Genomic DNA, 18,561 nt, shown 5'->3' on the forward strand with positions numbered 1-18,561 from the left:
TGCGTGCATGTCGACGAGGGAGACCTTGGTCCGGACGTCTCCGTAAGTGGCAGGCCGGGGTTCATCGGGACACGTAACGCCTTGGCTGCCCGCTGGGCGCCGGTCCCCGCCCGCACTCCGCCCCAGCGGGGACCGAGCCGACCGTGGCCGTACGGCCGCTGAGCTCGCCGCCCGGCCTGGGCCGACATCGCGATCGGAGCGTTCGTCTTCACTTCAGTCGGCAGCGGGTCGGCGGTGTGCCTTCTGTGGGATGCAGAGGAGCGCGAGGGCGGCGGCCGTCAGGTACGCGGCCGCGCCGATGGCCATGCTGGTCCGCAACCCGGTGGTGTAGCTGGCTGCGGCGGCCAGAAGGGAGCCTCCCAGCGCGACGCCTGCGGCACTGCCGACCTGGCGGGTGGTGTTGAACAGGGCGGAGGCGGTGCCTGCGTACTCGTCCGGGGCGGCTGACATCACGGTGGCGGTTGATCCGGTGAGGGCGAAGGACGTCCCGAAGCCCGCCGCCATCATCGGCGCCACGAGCAGCACGTAGTCCGGGTGCGCTCCAGCCGCGGCCCAGCCGGCGAGGCCTGCCGCTCCCAGGAGCATGCCGGTGACCACGAGCGGGCGGTGTCCGGTGCGGCGTGCCAGGCGCCCGGACAGGACGGAGGCGAACATGGTCATGGCCACCGCCGGGAAGAGGGCGAACCCGGTGCGCAGCGCGGTCAGGCCGCGCTCATGCTGGAAGTACAGGCTGGCGGTGAAGATCATGCCGTAGAAGGCGAAGTTGAAGAGCAGGCCGATGACCGCACCCCCGCTCATCCGGCGGGAGCGCAGCAGCCGCAGGGGCAGCACGGGGTTGCGGGCCAGGCGCTCGCGCAGGACGAACGCGGCGGCTGCCAGCAGGCACAAGCCGGCCCCCGTCAGGATCAGGGGGTCCGTCCAGCCACGTCGCCCGGCCTCGTTGAGGACGGCGGTGAGCAGGGCCACCATCGCGATGATCGCGCACTGGGCCGGCCAGTCCACGGGACGGTCCGTGCGCCGGACCGAAGCGGGCACGCGGCGCAGCGTCAGCAGCAGGCAGACGCATCCGACGGGCAGGTTGATGAAGAACACCCAGCGCCAGCCCACGGTGGTGACCAGGAGACCGCCCAGGAGGGGCCCGGCGGAGGCGGCGATGCCTGCCATGGAGCCCCACAGTCCGAAGGCCCGGGAGCGCTCGGCGGGTGAGGGATACGCCTGTTGGAGCAGGGCGAGGGAGGCGGGCACGATCAGTGCCGCGCCGAGTCCTTCCACCAGCCGGGCGGCGACCAGAGCCCCGGTGTTCTGGGCCAGACCACAGCCGGCCGAGGCCGCGGTGAACACCACCACCCCGCTGCAGAAGATCCGGCGGTTGCCGAGCCGGTCTCCCAGCGCGCCACCGGTGAGCAGCAGGCCGGCGAAGATCAGGGTGTAGCCGTTGGTGATCCACTGGATCCCGGTGAGCGAGGCCGAAAGTTCCCGTCCCACCACCGGAACGGCGACGTTGATGACGGTCACGTCCAGGATGACCATGAAGTAGCCCGCGCAGACCGCGAGCAGCGGGCCCAAGGGTCGGCCCGAAGCCGCAGACCCGTTCTGTCCGTCGGCCTGGGGGGCACCGGCGCGCACCATGGCGACACGGTATGCCAGGAACATGCCTCCCAGGCTTGAGCAGCCCAGCGCCGTGTGTCGGCGTCTCACGCCGAACCGCGTCGTCGCCTAAACCCCGCGATCGGGGTCGGGTCCCTCTGGAGCTGGTGAAGGGCCACGATGGTACGGACCCCCGGATGAGTAGGCCCGGCCGCAAGGGCGACGTCGGTTCGCGTTCGTGGCCTGCCCAGGCCGGTGCGCGGGGTTCTGATGCGGGCCATGACCGTCGCAAAGGCCGACGCGTCGTCGGCCTGCCCCGTGGTCACATGCAGGGCCAAGGGCCGTGCCTGACCGTAAGCGGCGATAGGGACCTTCGTGCTCAGGCCACCCCGGGAGCGTCCGAGTGGGATCGCCAGTCAGATCGCCGTCGGCTTCCTGGACCCCGCCACTGGCACCCACCTCATCTGGGCAGGCATCGCCTATGACCTCGGCTCCCCCGAAGAGCTGGAACCCCTCGTTTCGTGCGTGCTCGATCTGGACGGCTGGGAGGAGAGCTGGGGGAATCTCCTGCGAGGAACTCAACAGGGAAGCGGTCGAGGCGGCGAAGCAGATTCTGAGCAATCGGCGGCAGCAGAGGAAGCGAGCTGATCGCTGGTTTGTTCTGCTGAACTTGAATGGGTGAAGTCGGACCGTTCGTCCGGCGGAGGCTGGTGCGTTCCGGGAGCTTTCGTTTCGGCTTGTCAGGTCTGGCTCGTGCAAGGCGTCAGCCGCCGCAGCCTGGGGGGGCATGCACTCGATCGGTTCAACCACGGCATGTTGTGCGCATGCTTCCCGCGTGAGGCCGCACCCTTCGCCATAGGCTCACCTCGATCATTGACAGTGCGCAGACGTCGGGGAGACATGGAGCCGGGCAATCTGGAGCTGGAGTCCGAGGTGGCGAGCGTCGATGTCGCTGAGGCGTGGGTGGGCCAGGTCTGCGCGGCCTGCGGGTTGGGTGAGGAGCAGCAGTACCGGCTCGGGCTGGCCGTCAGGGAAGCAGTCGCCAACGCTGTCCTTCACGGCAATCGACGCGACTCCGCCAAACACGTCTTCCTCAGATGGGAGCGGCTGGACGGCCGACTGGCCGTGACCGTCGGCGACGAAGGGAACGGGTTCGACCGCCCCGAGCCGACCGACGAGTTCAACCTGACACCCTCCGGCCGTGGACTCATTCTCATGAGTCATTTCACCGATGGTTACGACATCGTGCGCCGCGATCACCCACCGGGGACCGAAGTGGTCCTGAAACTCAACACGACCAAGTAAAGGACGTACACCCTTGAAGATCACCTCCCGCCAGGTCGAAGGTGTGACCGTACTCGACATGACCGGCCGGTTCACCATCGGTATCGGCGACGTCGCGGTTCGAAACTCCGTCCACGAGGCTCTTGAAAGCGGCGCGCAGCGCATCCTGCTCAACCTGAAGAACGTCACAGCCGTCGACAGTTCCGGCGTGGGCGAGCTTGTCTCGGCCTACGCGAGGGCGAGCAACCGAGGTACCAAGATCAAGCTGGTCAACCTGCCCGAGAAGGTCCAGGACATTCTGACGATCACCCAGCTCATCACGGTCTTCGATGTGTTCGACGACGAGGCGGAGGCCGTAGCCAGTTTCTGACTTGTGCCCCAGGGTGCTGCCGAAGTCGGTGACATCCGACATCACGAATTCATGTCCAGTAGCCGGCGGGATTGGTCATTCCTGCCGGAACCGCTCACTCGGCGTGTGTACACCACAGAAGCTGAGGGAGAACCGAAACTCCTGAACGAAGTCAGCTCGCCGGTTCTTGCTCGTTGTGGTGGGGCGGTCTTCTACGATCCGGTGCACGTTGGATCCCGAATTGCTGGAACCGATCACCGCGCGGCGCGCGGAACTGGACGAACTCGAAGAACAGCTGGCCAAGCAGTCGGCGGAGGTGCGGGCCGAGCGGGACGAACTCACCGTCGCCGAGCGGCTCCTTGATCGGGTGAGCGAACAGCTTGCTGATGAACGGGCCTCGGCCGCGCCGAGGCCCGGGCAGGTGGGCGGGCAGGCGGTGATGCTGATCCCGCACCGTGCACAGGGCGTGGAGGAGGCCACGCTCCCGCCGGACTGCCAGCGCACCCTCGCCGCGGTGCGGCAGGGCGCCGGACCGGTTGTGGCCCGGCAGGTCGGCGAAGTGCTGGCGGTGGCTGTCAGCGTGCGGGCCAGGCTGGAACCGTTGCGCGGGAAGCTGGTCAGACTGGCCGACCACGGCCGGCTGCGCAAACTGCCCGACGGCCGGTTCACCACCCGCCTGTGAGCAGGCACGCCCTGCCCGGAGCGGTGCGGCGCGGGCGTAACCGCAGTGCCCCCGGCGGCCGTGGGAACTGTGTGACGAGAACCAACGAACGCGCCGAGGACACCTGCCTGCTTGCCTACCAGTGCCGTCTGCCGCTGTCCACGAGCACCGTCAACCACCTCGCCAATCTGCTGCGACGCCACCTGAAGGCGATACGGTCCAGGTGGCGGATCCTGCCGCCCGGGAGGATCGCGGCGAGCCGGTGCGGTACTGCCACACGGTGGCCTCCAGGGTCCGGCGGTGGTCGGCCCGCCGCCGCCCAGGTACCGGATCGGCCGGCATCAGCGGCTCGATCCGGTCCCACTTCGCATCAGTGATCACCAACCGGACGGACGCAGCCCATCGAGGGGGCCACGCTCTCCGTCCCTGGGCCCGGCCCTCACCCCTCGTACTCCCAGCGCCGGCCCGTCGGCAGGCAGACGACGCGCGGTCCCGTCGGGTCCGCCCGGGCCAGGTCCCGGGCGTCGGTGCCGGACCCGTGGCGGCGGAGCACGCGGGCGAACGGCTCGTCGCCCATCGCGTCGCGCACCGGGACGAGGACCCGCGCGCCCAGCGCCTTCGCACCGGCCACCGCCTGTTCGGGGCCCATGACGATCGGCGGCCCGACGACCGGGCGCAGCCCGTTCACGGGAAGCAGCCTCGACGTTCGGCGACGCCGACGGCATGGGGGCAGACCGTGTTCACCGCCCTCACCCTCGACGAGGCGCAGCGCCATCTGATGCCCAAGGCCGGGCAGGCCGGCACGATCTCGGTGCGCGCCGAATCCGGGGTGAGCCAGACGGACCTGGCCGAGCGGCTCGCTCCGCTGCTGCCCAAGGGCGTGGAGGCGATCACGGGGCAGGAGGTCGCCGCGGAGAACCAGGAGTCGATCTCCGGGCGCTTTTTGGACCTGTTCACCATGCTGCTGCTGGTGTTCGCCGGGATCGCGCTGCTGGTCGCGACGTTCTCCATCCACAACACCTTCGCCATCGTCGTCCGCCAGCGCACCCGCGACAACGCCCTGCTGCGCGTCCTGGGCGCCACCCGGCGCCAGGTGCTCGGCGCGACCCTCGTCGAGGCGTTCGGGGTCAGCCTGCTGGCCTCGCTGGTGGGCCTGGCCGGCGGGATCGGCGTGGCCGAGGGGCTGCACGCCCTGTTCACCGCGGTCGGCATGGGGCTGCCTCCGGGAGATCTCGTCATCTCCCCGCTGGCCATGCTGCTGCCGGTCGCGGTCGGCGTGACCGTGTCGGTCGGCTCGGCACTGCTGCCCGCGCTCCAGGCCTCGCGCACCGCCCCGCTGGCCGCGCTGCGCGAGACCGCGGCCGACGACAGCGCCACCTCGCACGTGCGGACCGTGACCGGCGCGGTGCTCGCCGCCGCCGGCACCGGCCTCGCCGTGCTGGGCGCCACGGGCCCCTCGATCTGGCTGGGCGGCACCGGCGCGGTGCTGCTGTTCGTCGCCTTCATCGTGCTCGGACCGGCCGCCTCCTTGCCGGCCGTACGCGTCATCGGCGCCCCGCTGGCGAAGGTGCGCGGCATCACCGGGTCCATCGCCCGGCGCAACGCGCGGCGCAGCCCGCAGCGGACCGCCGCCACCGCCACCGCCCTGATGATCGGCGTCGCCGTCGTCACCCTGTACACCGTCTTCGCGGCCTCGCTGAAGACGACCACGGACCAGACCGTCTCCCGCTCCTTCGCGGGCGATGTGGCCGTCACCGCACCCGGCACGGGCCGGGGCGGTGCCGGGCTGCCTCCCGAGCTGGCCCCCGCGGTCGACGCCCTGGACGAGGTCGACGACGCGGTCGGCCTCGGCACCGGCGTGGCGAAGGTCGACGGCGCGGGCCGCGAACTGACCGTCACCGACCCCGGGAAGGCGGCCGAGGTCCTCGCACTGGGCAAGGTGGACGGCTCGTTCAGCACGCTCGATGAGAACTCCCTCGCCGTCTCCCGCAGCGAGGCCGACAAGAGGGGCTGGAAGGTCGGCAGCACCGCCACGCTGACCTTCACCGACGGCCGACGCAGGGACTTCACCGTGCAGACCCTGTACACCGAGGCCGAACTCGCCGGCGACTACGTCATCACCCGCCGGGCCTGGGCCCCGCACCGCACCCGGGACTCCGACTCGCTGGTCGCGGTGACCTTCCGCGACGGCACCTCCGCCACGGCGGGGAAGGCCGCTGTGGAGAAGGCCGCCGCCCCCTTCGGCGACCTGCGGGTGCAGACCCGCGACGAGTACGCGGACTCGGCGGCCGAGGGCATGGACATGATGCTGACGCTGGTCTACGCGCTCCTCGCGCTGGCCGTCCTGATCGCCCTGCTCGGCATCACCAACACCCTGACGCTCGCCATCCACGAACGCACCCGCGAGCTGGGGCTGCTGCGCGCGGTCGGCGCGGTCCGGGCCCAGCTGCGCTCCCTGGTCCGCTGGGAGTCCGTGCTGGTCGCGGCCTTCGGCGCGGTCGGCGGGCTCGGGCTCGGCGGCTTCCTGGGCTGGACCCTGGTGCGGGCCTCGGACACCGAGGGCACCAGCGCCTTCACCCTGCCGGCCCTGCGGCTCGCGCTGATTCTGGCGGTGGGCCTCCTCGCCGGTGTGCTGGCGGGCCTGCGCCCGGCTCGGCACGCGGCCCGGCTCAATGTCCTGCGGGCCATCACCCAGGAGTAAGGGACCCCCATATGACCGAACCCGTTGACCCGGCCCAGGGCCCGCACGACCGAACCGCACTCAGAACCCCCGTCCGTATACCGCGATCCGTCCCATCCCCATCCGAAATGCCGTTGGAGGCACGTGAGATGTCCGTTCAGACCACCCCACCCGTAGGCGAGCGCGAGCGGGCGGGGCTGTCCGCCCCGGCAGCCGGCGGCGGCGTCATCACCATCGCGCTGTTCATCGTCCTGTTCTTCGTCAGCGCCTTCCTCAACGCCGAGATCCCCCAGCCCGACGCGCCGCTGAAGGAGATCACCGACTGGCGCGGGGACAACGGCTCCGCCATCCGTCTCGCGGGTGCCCTCTTCATCACCTCCGCCCTGATCCTCACCGCGTTCAGCGCCTGGCTCGCCTCGGTGGTGCGCAGCGTCGGCCGCGCCCAGGACTCCCTGGTGATCTTCGCCGGCGGTCTGTTCTCCGCGCTCGGCCTGTTCCTCAACGGTGCCCTGCAGTGGGTCGCCGAGCGGCCCGAGACGCTTCGCCACGACCAGGCGGCGCAGCTGCTGCACCAGATGGTCTTCGTGCTCGGCGGCCCCGTCGTGGTCATCGGCAGCGCCCTGCTCGTCACCGTCGGAGCCGGTTCCCTGCTGCGGGCGAAGCTGCTGCCCACCTGGTTCGGCGGCCTCGGCGTCGTCATCGGCCTGATCGACCTGGCCGCCCTCGCCTCGCTGCTGCCCGAGAGCGTCGACATGATGATCCTGCTGCCGATCGGCCGGTTCACCTCGATGGCCTGGCTGCTCGCGGCCGCGATCGTGGTCACGCGCAAGCTCGGCAAGGCCCGCGCCTGATGCTCCGCGGCCCCGGGCACGTTTCCCGGGGCCGCCGGGACCGCGGGCCCACGACGCGAGAACCCGGTCGGCGGCAGTGCCTTTCCTGCTCCACGCCACCTGGTCCTGACGGCTCCACCGTCCCCCGGACACCCGCGCGCGCGGACCCTCCTGAAGGGGTCCGCGCGCGGTGTGTGTACGGGCGCACCTCCGGCGCCGGGGACCGTCCGGCGCGGGCAACCCGCTTCTGTCCGGCGTTCAAGGGAGCGAACCCCGTTCCGTGCGGCAGCGTTCCCCCCAGGCCACGAGGTGGGGTCACGACATGTACTCCGAGCTCGTACACACCATTACTCTCCCGACGGACGCCCTCAACGGCACCAGCACGGAACCGTGTACAGGTGCTCCACGAGGTCACGGTTCACGCACGTCCCTCCGTGGCACCGAGGGCGCGGAAGACCGTGGTGCGCAGCGCGGTCCTTGCCTGGGCGTTCGTCATACGGCCGGAGTTCACCTCTTCACCGGCGGTGTGCCCGAGGGCGACGGTCATGGCCACGAGCCAGTGCGGAGGCAGGTCGGAGGCGAACTCGCCCGCTTGCTGGCCCCGTTCGATTAGACGACCCAGGCGGCCGGTGACGGGTTCGTGACGCGCCTGGTCGTTCTCTTCCGCCGTGTCGGCCGGCATGGCTTGGAGCAGCGGTGCGTTGTCCTCGAAGGAGTGCCAGGAGACGTCAAGAAACCTTGTCAGTGCGGCCGTGGCCGGTCCTTCGCCCAGGCGGGCGGCGTCCATGGCGGCGACGGCGCCCTCGGTGATCCGGTCGACGGTGGCCGCGAGGAGCGCCTCGCGCGACGAGAAGTGGGCGTAGACCGTCTGCCTCGTGACTCCCGCCTCGGTTGCGATGGCCTCCATGCCGGCGTCCGGGCGCTGCCGCAGCAGGCGGACCGCCGCGTCGAGGATGGCGGTCCTGCTGCGCTCGGCGTCGGCGCGCCGTCGACGGCGGGGTTCCCCGGAAGTGTTCATCTCTTACAGCCTTGTCTAAGTTAGCGGTCCTCTATATCTTACAAAGGCGTAAGAGATCGTAGTCGGGAGGCGCTCGCCGCGCCATGTCCGCCACCCGCCACCCGGCCCCCGCCATCCGCATCCGCCGATCGGAGCGTCATGAAGGCACTCGCCGACACCACCCCCGAGCAGTTCATCGAGGACTTCTTCGACTCCCTCACCGCGCACACGGTCCGGGGAGACACCCCGGAGTCGGTGATGGACCGTCACTACACGGCGGACATCGTCCAGATCAGCGACGGAGTCCGGCTCGACCATGACCGCCTTCTCGCGCACCTCCGCCCCGTGCACCGAAACGTGACCGGCTGGCGGTTCGACGTACAGGACGCCGTCGCAAGCGGCGGCCGGATCGCTGCCCGTCTCACGATTCACGCCCGGACGCGCAAAGGCGGCGAGACCGCCACCGAAGTCCACCTCTTCGCGGAGTTCACCGACGACGGGCGCATGCGCCGATCACACCAGCTCACCCGAGTGCTGCCGCCGTCCGCCGAGGCGACCGAGCCGGCCTGACACCCACCCGTTCCGTCCGGCTCCGCTGCACGCGGCGCCCCCACGACAGAGGTACCGACATGCACGTGCGCATCGCCCATGGACTCGCCCTGGTGTCCACCGGTCTGCTCGCCGGCGCCTTCGGCTATGGCGCCGCCAATCTCGTCCCGACCTTCAACGCCGTGCCGATCGACATGAGGCTCGACTTCCACACCGAGCTGATGAAGATCAACGGGATCACCGTGCAGGGAGCCATGGTGGTTTCCACCCTCGGCTCCCTCACCCTCGCCGCCCTGACGCGCGGCCGGGCCCGTGTCCTCGCAGCCGCGGCGGGTCTCCTGACCTTCGCGTCCTTCCTGATCACCCGGCTCGGGAACGTCCCGATCAACGGCCGCATCAAACAGTGGGCCGCCACCACACCGCCGGCCGACCACGCCGAGATCCTGCACCGCTGGGAACTGTTCAACAACGCACGGACCCTCACGGCTGTCGCCGCCTTCGCCCTCCTGATCCTCCTCGCCCTCTCCGGCGGGCCGTTCAGCGGGGCGCAGGTCCGGACGCGGGCGTCTCGTACCGGACCAGAAGTGCGTCGCCCCGTTGTGATGTGACGAGCCGTTCGGATGCTTGCCCGGACGGTGCGATGTCACCTGGGTGCCCGGCCGACTTCGAGAGCCGCACCGCGTACGAGGCATCGGTCGACACGCTCCCCGAGCAATGGACCGCGCAGGGCCTGACGGTGGAGAAGATACCCGCCCCCGCAAAGAGTGAGCCGGGAGCCGGCCTGCCGGGAATCCGGACGACTGACGACGGACGACCACGGCATCGAGCTGTCGCTGCGCCCCGACTGGCGCCGGGGGTGCGGGCGGCGGGGGTGCGGGCGGCGGCGTTGCGGTCGGTGAGTCGGAGCGGGCCGTGGGTGCGGCCGGTGACGAGATGGGGCAGGGGCTGGGCGGTGCCGGACTGCCGGTGAATCCACTCGATGGCGCCGCCCTTGGAGACGACACGGCCTCGCTTGTCGGCGGGCAAGAGCTCTTGGATGTTCAGGCACAGGTCTCGTCCGCCCGCGCGGCAGCCGGTCCGGCGAGCGCGGCCGGCAGCTCCGGGTCGTCGACCGCCGCCAGGTGGAGGAGTTCGCCGGGGCCGCCGCGAGCGCGACGTCGGGGCGGGTGTCAGCCTTCTACGGCTGGGTGCGTGCGGCGCGCCCCGTTCAGTACGGAGTCGAGCAGGCCGGGGAACAACGCGTCCAGGTCGTCACGGCGAAGCCGCACCAGCCGGGATCGGCCCTTGACGGTTGTCCAGGTGACTCCCGCCTCGCGCAGCACCCGGTAGTGGTGGGACAGCGTCGTCTGGTGAACGTCCAGGTCGCCGCCGATGGCGTTGCAGCTCTCCTCACCGGTCACGGCGAGCCGTTGGACGATCTCCAGTCGCACCGGATCGGCCAGCGCACGCAGCACCTCCACCATCCGGATCGCCTCGGTCGCCGGCTGGGCCACCTCACGCATCGCTTCCCTCCTTCCATGCCAAGACCCGGAGTTTACCCATGCATTGATACATGGACAAGCATCCATGGATCGCTTACAGTGCCGATCACCTACCTCCGCGGCACTCCGGAAAGGCGGCACGATCCTTGTTGAATCGACTTCTTCCCCTGGCCCTGGCGACGTTCGCCGTCGGCACCGACGGCTACGTCATCGCGGGCCTGCTCCCCTCCATCGCCGACGACCTGGCAGTGTCCACCCCGGCGGCCGGTCAGCTGGTGACGGTCTTCGCCTTGACCCTGGCGCTGTCGGCGCCGGTGATGGGGGCCCTGACCAGCGGCCTGGACCGGCGGTCGGCCTTGCTGATCGCATTGGGCGTGTTCGTGCTCGGCAACGCCGTCACCGCCTTGGGCACCAGTTACGAGGTGGTGATGGCCGCCCGGATCGTCACCGCCGTGGGAGCGGGCATCATCACCTCCGCCGCCTCCAGCACCGCGGCGGCCATCGCTCCGCCGGAACGCCGTGGCCGGGCCCTGGCCTTCGTGTTGGGCGGCCTGACCTCGGCGACCGCGCTGGGACTGCCGCTCGGCACGCTGATCGGCCGCACCGACTGGCGCATCACCCTGTGGGCCGTCGCCGGGATCGGCCTGCTGGCGCTCGTCGGCATCGCCGTCGGCCTCCCCAGGGTGACGCTCCCCGCCGCCTCGCTGCCCGACCGCCTGCGTCCGCTCAAGCAGGGCCGCGTACTGGCACTGCTGGCGGTGACCTCCCTCGCCTTCCTCGGTGCCTACACCCTCTACACCTACATCGCCCCGGCCCTGCGGGACGCCACCGGCGGCGACGAGTCGCTGCTGACCCTGATCCTGCTGGCCTGGGGTGTCGGCACCCTGGGCGGGAACATCACCGCCGGACGTCTGGTCGACCGCCACGACTCCGCCCGCGTCCTCACCGGCTCCCTCGCGCTCGCGGCTCTCGCCCTGGCACTGACCCCGCTGGCGACCCGTACCCTCGCGTCCACCCTGGTCTGGGCGGCGGTCTGGGGCGTGAGTGTCGGCGTCATCGTCGTCCCGCAGCAGCACCGGCTCATCGCCCTCGGCCCCGCCGCCGCACCGGTCCTGCTCGGCCTCAATTCCTCGGCGCTCTACGTCGGCGTCGCCCTCGGAGGCGGTTTCGGCGGGCTGGCACTGGAGTGGTTCGGGCTTGCACCGGCCGAACTCGGGCCGGTGGCTGCCGGCGTCACCGCCTTGACCCTCATCTGGCACCTGGGAACCACGCGTCGCCCCGACGCGCCCGCCCTCGTGACGCCGGCGCCGACCTCAGCCGGCCCGGAGAAGTCCAAGGTGTGACTGGTCCCTCCTCATGGTGCCTCCGGGGTGGATACCTGCTCCGGGGGCACACCGTTCTGCACCGGCAGCCTCAACAGCCGGAAGGCACTGCAGAGGTGCCGACCCGGCAGCGGCCCGGCGGCCGACGTGCGCGTGGTCCGGCCCGAGACCTCGGAGCGCATCGGCCCTCGAAAGGCAGCGGGTGATCAGTCCCGGCGGCCAGGGCCGGCACCGTGACCGAGACCGGGGACTCCGGGGCCGTCGAGCAGTTGGTCGGGAATCTCCCGGCCCAGGCCGGACGGCACTTGGTGGTCAACAGAGCCGTGAGTATTCACGAGTTCTGTCGTTGAGGCCGTAGCGGTTCCTCGAACGGAAGGTGCGGCGGTAGGTGTCCGGAGGCACGCCGACCGTGCGGTTGAAGTGTCGGCGCAGCGTTGTGGCGGTGCCCATGCCGGTGGCTGTCGCGATGGTGTCGATGGTGTCGTCGGTGGTCTCCAGCAGTTCCTGAGCGTGGCGGATCCGCTGAGTCAGCAGCCATTGCAGTGGGGTGGTGCCGGTCACCGACCTGAAGTGGCGGCCCAGGTTGCGCGAGCTCATCCGTGCCTCGCGGGCCAGGTCCTCGACGGTCAGCGGCTGGTCGAGCCGTTCGAGTACCCAGGGGAGGAGTCCGGCGAGCGGGTGGTTGCCGGGGGAGGGGACCGGGGTGGTCACGAACTGGGCCTGGCCGCCGTCGCGGTGCGGCGGCACGACCAGGCGGCGGGCGAGCGTGTTGGCGATCGACGAGCCGTGGTCGAGACGGACGAGGTGCAGGCAGAGGTCCATGGCGGCGGCTTTGCCTGCGGAGGTGAGCACGCTGCCGTTGTCCACGTAGAGGACGTCCGGGTCCACCTCGACCTGTGGGTAGCGGGCGGCCAGGACCTGGGTGTGGGCCCAGTGCGTGGTCGCACGGAGCCCGTCCAGCAGACCGGCGGCGGCCAGCACGAACGCGCCCGTGCACAGGGAGACCACGCGTACGCCGGCCTCGTGGGCGGCACGTACCGCGTCGACCAGGTCTGCGGGTGGCTCCTGGTCGATGTCGGCCCAGCCCGGGACGATCACGGTGTCGACGTGCGGGAGGTGGTCGAGGCCATGGTCGGGCTCGAGCAGGAACCGGCCGGCCCGCACGGGGCTCGGCCCGCAGACGACGACGCTGTACCAGGGGCCTGCTATGCCGGCCGGGGCGGAGTCGAAGACCTCGTACGCCATAGCCAGCTCGAGGTGGAGCATCCCGTCGGTGACGGCCAGTGCGACAGTGTTCACGTCCGGAATTGTACGAGGCGTGTCGTTCCAGACACTCATCGCGGAGCGCTCGCCCTCGTCAGGATGTCCGTGACAGATCGCAACAGACCATTCGAGTACAGGGGGAGAACCCATGGGATCGGGACTCACAGTGGCGGTGTTCGGCGCGTACGGGCACACCGGACGCTTCGTGGTGGCACAGCTGCGGGATCGCGGATTCATTCCGGTCCTCTCCGGCCGCGACGCCGACAAGCTGCGTGCCCTGGCATCCGGGTCGGAACTCGACGCCCGCCCGGCATCGGTCGACGACCCGGCCTCGCTCGACCGCGCACTGGCCGGCGCGGCGGCCGTGATCAACTGTGCCGGGCCCTTCGCCACGACGGCCGCCCCCGTGATCGAGGCGGCCCTGCGCGCCGGGATCCCGTACGTGGATGTGGCGGCCGAAATCGAGGCCAACGCCGACACGTTCACGCACTTCACCGACCGTGCCCACGCCACGGGAGCGGTGATCGTCCCGGCGATGGCCTTCTACGGCGGCTTCGGCGACCTGTTGGCCACCGCGGCGATGGGCGACTGGACGGCGGCCGACGAGGCGCACATCGCGTACGGGCTGAGCAGCTGGCACCCCACCGCCGGAACGCGCACGGCGGGAGCGGTCTCCCGGCAACGGCGGGGCGGCGGTCGCCTCGTGTACACGAAGGGGCGGCTGGCACACCGCCATGACGACCAGCCGACCCTGGAGTGGCCCTTCCCGGACCCGATGGGCCCCCGTGCGGTCATCGGGGAGTTCACGATGGCCGACGTCGTCACCATTCCCAGCCACCTGTCCATCCCCGAGGTGCGCACCTACATGACGGTCGAGGCGGCCAGGGAGGTGTCGGCCCCGGACACCCCGACGCCGGCCGCGGTCGACGCGCTCGGGCGGTCCGCGCAGACCTTCCTCGTCGACGTCGTGGTGCGCTCCGGGAACACCGAACGGCGGGCTGTGGCGAGGGGGCAGGACATCTACGCCGTCACCGCGCCGCTCGTGGTGGAAGCGGTCGACCGCATCCTCACGGGACGGACCAAGTCGGTCGGAGTCGCCTCCGCCGGCGAGATGTTCGACGCGCCCGACTTCCTCCGCGCACTGTCCCCGCACATCGACCTGAAGCTGTACCCGTAGGAGGCAGGCCGCTCATCCGGTATGCCCAGGCGGGGCCGGCGCCTCGATGCGTCCTGGGCAAGGACCGACACGCCGTCAAAGTTCGTGAACTCCGGCCCGGCCCGCAATGCCCTGCCTCGCGGACTCGTGTGTCTGTTCTCGTCCCATCGAGGCGTTCGCTCAGCGAACCCAGTCGTCTTGGGGCTTTCGTAGCAGCGAACCTGGTTTCGCGGGCGATTCCGGACTTCGATCCCGCTGGTCGGAATCGCCTCGCCCTGGCGTCGGCTTTTGCCCGATGGGCTAAGCTGTGCGGCCATGACTACCGGGACGGCATCGCGCCACACACGGATTGGTGACCCGGTGCTCTTCTGAGCGCCGAACGGGCCGGTGCGGGCCCGCTGTTCGATCGAGGATCTCGCGCTGCCGCGCGGGCTCCGCCTCCTGTCGTGTTGATCACAGGCTCGACACCTCACCACGACAGGAGAAATGATGCCCATCAAGACGCTGCAGATTCCCACTGCGGACGGCCAGGCCGACGCCTTCGCCGCCTTCCCCGACCACGGCGAGCGGCACCCAGGGGTGCTGATGTACGCGGACGGCTTCGGCATCCGTCCCGTGCTGCGGGAGATGGCCCGCGAACTGGCCGGGCACGGGTACTACGTACTCGTCCCCAACCTCTTCTACCGGCACGGCCCGGCACCGCTGGTCGAACTTCCCGAGCACATCGGAGAAGAGGTCCGGCCCGCGCTCATGGCCCAGCTGATGCCCTTGATAGAGGCGCACACCGCCGAACGCGTACTGCGTGACGCCGACGCCTACCTCAGGTTCCTCACCACCCAGCCCGAGGTCGCCGCCGGACCGGTCGCGGTGACCGGCTACTGCATAGGCGGCCTCCTGGCGATGCGTACCGCCGCGGCCCACCCCGGCCAGGTGGCCGCCCTCGCCGCGTTCCACGGCCCCGTGGGCGTGGACGGGCCGGGTGCCTTCGCCGAGATCACCGCCCAGGTGCACTTCGGCCACGCCGAAAGCGACCTGACGCCCGAGGCCCTGGGCGAGCTCAACCGGGCCCTGGACGCCGCGAAGGTCGGCTACACCTCCGAGATCTACCCCGGCACCGTCCACGGGTTCACCATGTCCGACACCGATGCCTTCGACCCCGCCGGACTGCGGCGCCACTGGGACCGCCTGCTCCCCCTCCTCGGCCGCACACTGGCCCACAGCTGAGGCTGCGGCCCGGAAACCAGAACCTGAAGTACACGGCTGCGGCCGGCAGACGGCTCGGCGGGCCACACCGATCTCGGTATGGCCCGCCCAGCCACCGAATGCTGACGGCCGGGCGGGCAGGCCGACTTCGCCGGGGAGCCTGCGGCCGGCGCGGCGGAATCGCTCACCGTCGCGGCCGGGGCGTCTCCGGCGAGGGGGGCATCCCAGGCCGTGACGGCTCTCAGCCGATCCGGTCCACCCAGGTCAGCGGCATCTGCGGCGACTGACTTCGCTGAGAAGGGTCCTAGAGGAAACGCTCGGTGATGGCTTCGGCGATCTCGCCGGGCTCGTGTTCGGGGATGTAGTGCCTGGCGTTGGGCAGGTGGAGAACCGTGTGATCGGTGAAGGTGTCGCGCATCCGCGGCAGGCACGCCGCGGGGCGGAAAGCCATGTCCTTCATTCCCCAGACCAGCAGGGTCGGCTTGTCGCCGAGTCGAGCGGGCACGTCCGTAGCCAGCTGCTCGAGCAAGGGGCGGGCAGCCAGGATCTGCTTGGGCATGACGGCGATGCCGCGCCTGGCTTCGGGTGACGGCTGCACCTTGCGGTAGTGATCGGCCTCGGCGGCGCTGAGCTTGTTCCGTAGCTCACCGAGCAGGAAACGCTCAACTATGAGGTTGTTGCGCAGGATCTGCCGCTGCATGGGCGGGCTCCCCATGACCCGGCCGAAGGCCTTCATGGTCCATGCTTCCGCCGGCCAGAACAAAGTGTTGCCGAGCACCAGCCCACGGACCCGGTCGGCTCGCTCGGTGGCTACGGCAGTGCCGACCGGTCCGCCCCAGTCCTGGCCCATGACCACGAACTGGTCGAGCCCGAGATGGTCGACGAGTTCGCCGATGACAGTGGCGTGTTCGGCGATGGTGTAACCGTAGCTCGGCGGCCGTTCCGACAAGCCGAAGCCCGGATAGTCGACCGCCACGCAGCGGAACCTGTCGCGCAGCTCGCCGACGATCTTGCGATAGAGGAAACTCCACGTGGGGCTGCCGTGACAGAACAGGATGGGGATCCCGGATCCCTCGTCCATGTAGTGGATTCGGCCGGCGGACGAATCGAACCAGTGGGATTCGAAGGGGTAGAGGGCTTTGTCCGGGGTGAAGTCGATCAGCATTGTGTCGTCCTGTCCGAAGGCTTCGGACCGACCCTACGGCCGAATCGACCGCGGTTCGGGGCCTTCGGTGGATGCGCCAGTGAGATGCTCGCCACGCGGCCGGTGGTGGTGGGGCTGTCGAGATGGACAGACAGCGAAACCGTGATCCCGACTCAGAAAACAGGACCTGGTGCTGCAACGGTCTTTGCCGTGATGGTTTGTCGGCTTCGGGTGGTGTGTGGCCTCGTCGTTCCAGTCGGCCGTTCACGGTCTGGCCGGCGCCGGGCCGGGCACGGACGCCCGCCGACCCGACGCACGCCTGTATGGGACACATTCTGACCCCGGGCCGGGGCCGTGGCCGGGGTGTTCCACAGGTCCGGTGCGATGACGATCTGCACGTTACGTTGACAGACTCCAGCGCCTCCAGGCCACGTGGCTCGGCCTGCTCCACATCCCCGTCTGGGGCGTCATCGGCTGATATGGGGACGATGTACATCTCCCCACCGCCATTGTTGAACCAGCCGAACACCACCGACCACGCGATCGTCGAGATCTCCGCCGCCTTCCCTGTGTGCGGGTGAGGGGAGACGGTCTCCTTCCGAATCGACCAGAAACGCGGCCACTGAGCAAGAGGCATCCCGGAGGAGTATCCGCTCTCCTTGGGTCGCCCCACTCGATCACCGTGTGCTCGAACCACAAAGCCCCGACCGGGACACGATGGTCCTGGCCGGGGCCTTTCCTCATGTTGTGCACGTGCTGGCTGTGGATCTCTAGCCGGCCACCGGAAGAGCCAGGAACTTCGCCGGAGCCAGCTCAAGGAACTTCGACATCGCGATGTCCAGCCGGGTCGCCTCAGGGCTACCGGGCTCGGCCGCCAAGCTACGGAACGTCAGTTCCAGCACCCGGTCACCGCCGCGAACCAGGAGAGTGGTGATCTGGGCCTGCTGCCCGACCGGACCGGCAAGCATCGTGCGCATCAATGCCTCGTCGCCGAACCTCTGCTCTACCTGGAGCGGCTTGCTCGGATCATCAGCCGGTTTCACCACCTCAACAGAAATCTCCTGATCGCCGATGCTGATCGTCCAAGCGGCGCACTGGGCGTACACCTGTCGCATGTCGGCCATCCAGGTGGCGGCGGCTCCCGCCGCCCGCTCCGAGACCCCCTCGTCGACGACGATCGAGGAGTCGGCGTTCGCGAACGAGGTCCTGACCTCTCTCGCGGGCTTGTCGTTGAACGCCCGGTTCAGCAGAGCCGTGCTTTCCGGGGTCGGGCCGGTCATGGGCGGCGGGTCTTCGTCGGACGAAGGCGAGGCCAACTCGGTGAAATCGTCCAGGCCCGCACTGGACAGATCCGCGGCCCCCACCAGCAGCCGCTCAAGGTCCCCAGACCGGGTGGTCGAGGCCGATATCGAACCCTCAGATGCGCTCACAAGTCTCCCTTTCTCTTCAAGCGATGGATACTTCAACCCGCTGGAAACAGGCACCGGGTTCCTCGCCGCGGCATACACCCGACACAAGGCGGTCGTGCCACAGCCCGGCCCCGGACCACAGGTGCCCCTCCACCGCAAGTGGATTGGCTCCGTCGTGCGTTACGGGTGGGTGTTGATCGACCAGGCATGGAGGGTTGACTCGCCGCCGGTGACGGTGGCGCCTCCGGCGATGAGCGCGGTGATGGTGAACGCAGCCGCCGGCATGGTGCTGATCTGCTTCTCCATGGTTCCTCTCCTCCCGGGCCCGGTGCTTCGGGTGCCTGGCTCAATGATCAACAGGGTGATCATGGCACTCGAACGGGTGCGGACGCGCGTCCTCCGCATGTGCTCAGCGCGCTGGATCCGGCCTGGTCGGCGGACAGGCCCCAGCGGAGCTCGGTGGCCGTCCACTCGGGGTGTACCGCGACCGCAAGAGACCTGGGACACGCGGCGGTCCCCCGCCCAGGTTCGACAAGGGCGACTATAAGAAGTGAGCTGTACTGAGATTTGTGGAGTCCCTGATGCCAGGGTTACCGTCCTGGCGAAGGAGAACCACCAGCACCATGGCAGCACCCCGTAAATACCC

The 18,561-nt window shown here is 69.9% G+C and carries 17 protein-coding genes and 3 pseudogenes; 10 read left to right on the forward strand and 10 right to left on the reverse strand.

Features of this window, described 5'->3' with window-relative positions:
- Positions 1 to 213: 213 nt before the first annotated feature.
- Positions 214 to 1,653 carry an MFS transporter gene (locus ABT342_RS33105; RefSeq protein ID WP_502965658.1) on the reverse strand — a complete coding sequence of 480 codons (1,440 nt, stop codon included), beginning with the start codon at positions 1,651 to 1,653 and terminating at the stop codon, positions 214 to 216.
- A 146-nt stretch (positions 1,654 to 1,799) separates the two neighbouring features.
- Positions 1,800 to 1,991, reverse strand: a pseudogene (locus ABT342_RS33110) (IS5/IS1182 family transposase); the annotation flags it as partial.
- Positions 1,992 to 2,487: 496 nt separating this feature from the next.
- Between ABT342_RS33110 and ABT342_RS33115 the strand changes: the two are divergent.
- From ABT342_RS33115 to ABT342_RS33125, 3 genes are all read left to right on the forward strand, one after another.
- Positions 2,488 to 2,892, forward strand: coding sequence for an ATP-binding protein (locus tag ABT342_RS33115; protein ID WP_351581995.1), 405 nt, complete (start codon positions 2,488 to 2,490; stop codon positions 2,890 to 2,892).
- Positions 2,893 to 2,905: 13 nt separating this feature from the next.
- The gene (locus tag ABT342_RS33120) at positions 2,906 to 3,241 is read left to right on the forward strand and encodes an STAS domain-containing protein (RefSeq protein ID WP_351581997.1); all 336 of its coding nucleotides are present in this window, start codon (positions 2,906 to 2,908) and stop codon (positions 3,239 to 3,241) included.
- Between the two features lie 208 nt (positions 3,242 to 3,449).
- Positions 3,450 to 3,902 carry a hypothetical protein gene (locus tag ABT342_RS33125; protein WP_351581999.1) on the forward strand — a complete coding sequence of 151 codons (453 nt, stop codon included), beginning with the start codon at positions 3,450 to 3,452 and terminating at the stop codon, positions 3,900 to 3,902.
- A 231-nt stretch (positions 3,903 to 4,133) separates the two neighbouring features.
- Here ABT342_RS33125 and ABT342_RS33135 read toward each other — a convergent pair.
- Together ABT342_RS33135 and ABT342_RS33140 are read right to left on the reverse strand one after the other, a co-directional pair.
- Positions 4,134 to 4,265, reverse strand: a pseudogene (locus tag ABT342_RS33135) (transposase); the annotation flags it as partial.
- Positions 4,266 to 4,320: 55 nt separating this feature from the next.
- On the reverse strand, positions 4,321 to 4,569 hold the full coding sequence (locus tag ABT342_RS33140) for a hypothetical protein (protein ID WP_351582001.1): 249 nt from the start codon (positions 4,567 to 4,569) through the stop codon (positions 4,321 to 4,323).
- Between the two features lie 11 nt (positions 4,570 to 4,580).
- On the opposite strand from ABT342_RS33140, the pseudogene ABT342_RS33145 reads away from it, so the two are divergent.
- Together ABT342_RS33145 and ABT342_RS33150 are read left to right on the forward strand one after the other, a co-directional pair.
- Positions 4,581 to 6,582 (forward strand): annotated as a pseudogene (locus tag ABT342_RS33145) (ABC transporter permease); the annotation flags it as partial.
- 128 nt (positions 6,583 to 6,710) lie between these two features.
- Entirely contained in the window at positions 6,711 to 7,412 is a 702-nt protein-coding gene (locus tag ABT342_RS33150) for a hypothetical protein (protein ID WP_351582003.1), read from the forward strand.
- Positions 7,413 to 7,809: 397 nt separating this feature from the next.
- On the opposite strand, the gene ABT342_RS33155 is transcribed toward ABT342_RS33150, so the two are convergent.
- On the reverse strand, positions 7,810 to 8,409 hold the full coding sequence (locus ABT342_RS33155) for a TetR/AcrR family transcriptional regulator (protein ID WP_351582005.1): 600 nt from the start codon (positions 8,407 to 8,409) through the stop codon (positions 7,810 to 7,812).
- Positions 8,410 to 8,547: 138 nt separating this feature from the next.
- Here ABT342_RS33155 and ABT342_RS33160 point away from each other — a divergent pair, with 138 nt between their 5' ends.
- Positions 8,548 to 8,958, forward strand: coding sequence for a nuclear transport factor 2 family protein (locus ABT342_RS33160; RefSeq protein ID WP_351582007.1), 411 nt, complete (start codon positions 8,548 to 8,550; stop codon positions 8,956 to 8,958).
- 59 nt (positions 8,959 to 9,017) lie between these two features.
- Positions 9,018 to 9,545, forward strand: coding sequence for an anthrone oxygenase family protein (locus tag ABT342_RS33165; protein WP_351582009.1), 528 nt, complete (start codon positions 9,018 to 9,020; stop codon positions 9,543 to 9,545).
- 561 nt (positions 9,546 to 10,106) lie between these two features.
- Here ABT342_RS33165 and ABT342_RS33170 read toward each other — a convergent pair.
- Complete coding sequence (locus ABT342_RS33170) at positions 10,107 to 10,439, reverse strand: ArsR/SmtB family transcription factor (protein ID WP_351582012.1); 333 nt, start codon at positions 10,437 to 10,439, stop codon at positions 10,107 to 10,109.
- Positions 10,440 to 10,564: 125 nt separating this feature from the next.
- Between ABT342_RS33170 and ABT342_RS33175 the strand changes: the two genes are divergently transcribed.
- Positions 10,565 to 11,761 carry an MFS transporter gene (locus tag ABT342_RS33175; RefSeq protein ID WP_351582013.1) on the forward strand — a complete coding sequence of 399 codons (1,197 nt, stop codon included), beginning with the start codon at positions 10,565 to 10,567 and terminating at the stop codon, positions 11,759 to 11,761.
- A gap of 291 nt (positions 11,762 to 12,052) precedes the next feature.
- Here ABT342_RS33175 and ABT342_RS33180 read toward each other — a convergent pair whose 3' ends face one another.
- Complete coding sequence (locus tag ABT342_RS33180) at positions 12,053 to 13,039, reverse strand: helix-turn-helix domain-containing protein (protein ID WP_351582014.1); 987 nt, start codon at positions 13,037 to 13,039, stop codon at positions 12,053 to 12,055.
- Positions 13,040 to 13,151: 112 nt separating this feature from the next.
- On the opposite strand from ABT342_RS33180, the gene ABT342_RS33185 reads away from it, so the two are divergent.
- Complete coding sequence (locus ABT342_RS33185; protein WP_351582015.1) at positions 13,152 to 14,180, forward strand: saccharopine dehydrogenase family protein; 1,029 nt, start codon at positions 13,152 to 13,154, stop codon at positions 14,178 to 14,180.
- A 468-nt stretch (positions 14,181 to 14,648) separates the two neighbouring features.
- A complete protein-coding gene (locus tag ABT342_RS33190; protein ID WP_351582029.1) occupies positions 14,649 to 15,383 on the forward strand; it encodes a dienelactone hydrolase family protein in 735 nt (244 codons plus the stop codon).
- A 283-nt stretch (positions 15,384 to 15,666) separates the two neighbouring features.
- Here ABT342_RS33190 and ABT342_RS33195 read toward each other — a convergent pair whose 3' ends face one another.
- From ABT342_RS33195 to ABT342_RS33205, 3 genes are all read right to left on the reverse strand, one after another.
- Positions 15,667 to 16,527, reverse strand: a complete 861-nt coding sequence (locus ABT342_RS33195) for a haloalkane dehalogenase (protein ID WP_351582017.1) — start codon at positions 16,525 to 16,527, stop codon at positions 15,667 to 15,669.
- Positions 16,528 to 17,276: 749 nt separating this feature from the next.
- Positions 17,277 to 17,990: a hypothetical protein gene (locus ABT342_RS33200; protein WP_351582020.1), complete on the reverse strand. Its 714-nt coding sequence runs from the start codon at positions 17,988 to 17,990 to the stop codon at positions 17,277 to 17,279.
- 105 nt (positions 17,991 to 18,095) lie between these two features.
- Positions 18,096 to 18,221, reverse strand: a complete 126-nt coding sequence (locus tag ABT342_RS33205; RefSeq protein WP_351582021.1) for a hypothetical protein — start codon at positions 18,219 to 18,221, stop codon at positions 18,096 to 18,098.
- Between the last annotated feature and the right edge of the window lie 340 nt (positions 18,222 to 18,561).

The sequence above is a fragment of the Streptomyces sp. NPDC000410 genome, assembly GCF_040300305.1.
Lineage (GTDB): Bacteria > Actinomycetota > Actinomycetes > Streptomycetales > Streptomycetaceae > Streptomyces.

Excerpts from the sequence above, each read along its gene's own strand:
- ABT342_RS33105 (WP_502965658.1), bottom strand. The coding sequence starts at position 1,653 with ATGTTCCTGGCATACCGTGTCGCCATGGTGCGCGCCGGTGCCCCCCAG.
- ABT342_RS33115 (WP_351581995.1), top strand. The coding sequence starts at position 2,488 with ATGGAGCCGGGCAATCTGGAGCTGGAGTCCGAGGTGGCGAGCGTCGAT.
- ABT342_RS33150 (WP_351582003.1), top strand. The coding sequence starts at position 6,711 with ATGTCCGTTCAGACCACCCCACCCGTAGGCGAGCGCGAGCGGGCGGGG.
- ABT342_RS33155 (WP_351582005.1), bottom strand. The coding sequence starts at position 8,409 with ATGAACACTTCCGGGGAACCCCGCCGTCGACGGCGCGCCGACGCCGAG.
- ABT342_RS33160 (WP_351582007.1), top strand. The coding sequence starts at position 8,548 with ATGAAGGCACTCGCCGACACCACCCCCGAGCAGTTCATCGAGGACTTC.
- ABT342_RS33165 (WP_351582009.1), top strand. The coding sequence starts at position 9,018 with ATGCACGTGCGCATCGCCCATGGACTCGCCCTGGTGTCCACCGGTCTG.
- ABT342_RS33170 (WP_351582012.1), bottom strand. The coding sequence starts at position 10,439 with ATGCGTGAGGTGGCCCAGCCGGCGACCGAGGCGATCCGGATGGTGGAG.
- ABT342_RS33185 (WP_351582015.1), top strand. The coding sequence starts at position 13,152 with ATGGGATCGGGACTCACAGTGGCGGTGTTCGGCGCGTACGGGCACACC.
- ABT342_RS33190 (WP_351582029.1), top strand. The coding sequence starts at position 14,649 with ATGCCCATCAAGACGCTGCAGATTCCCACTGCGGACGGCCAGGCCGAC.
- ABT342_RS33195 (WP_351582017.1), bottom strand. The coding sequence starts at position 16,527 with ATGCTGATCGACTTCACCCCGGACAAAGCCCTCTACCCCTTCGAATCC.
- ABT342_RS33205 (WP_351582021.1), bottom strand. The coding sequence starts at position 18,221 with ATGGAGAAGCAGATCAGCACCATGCCGGCGGCTGCGTTCACCATCACC.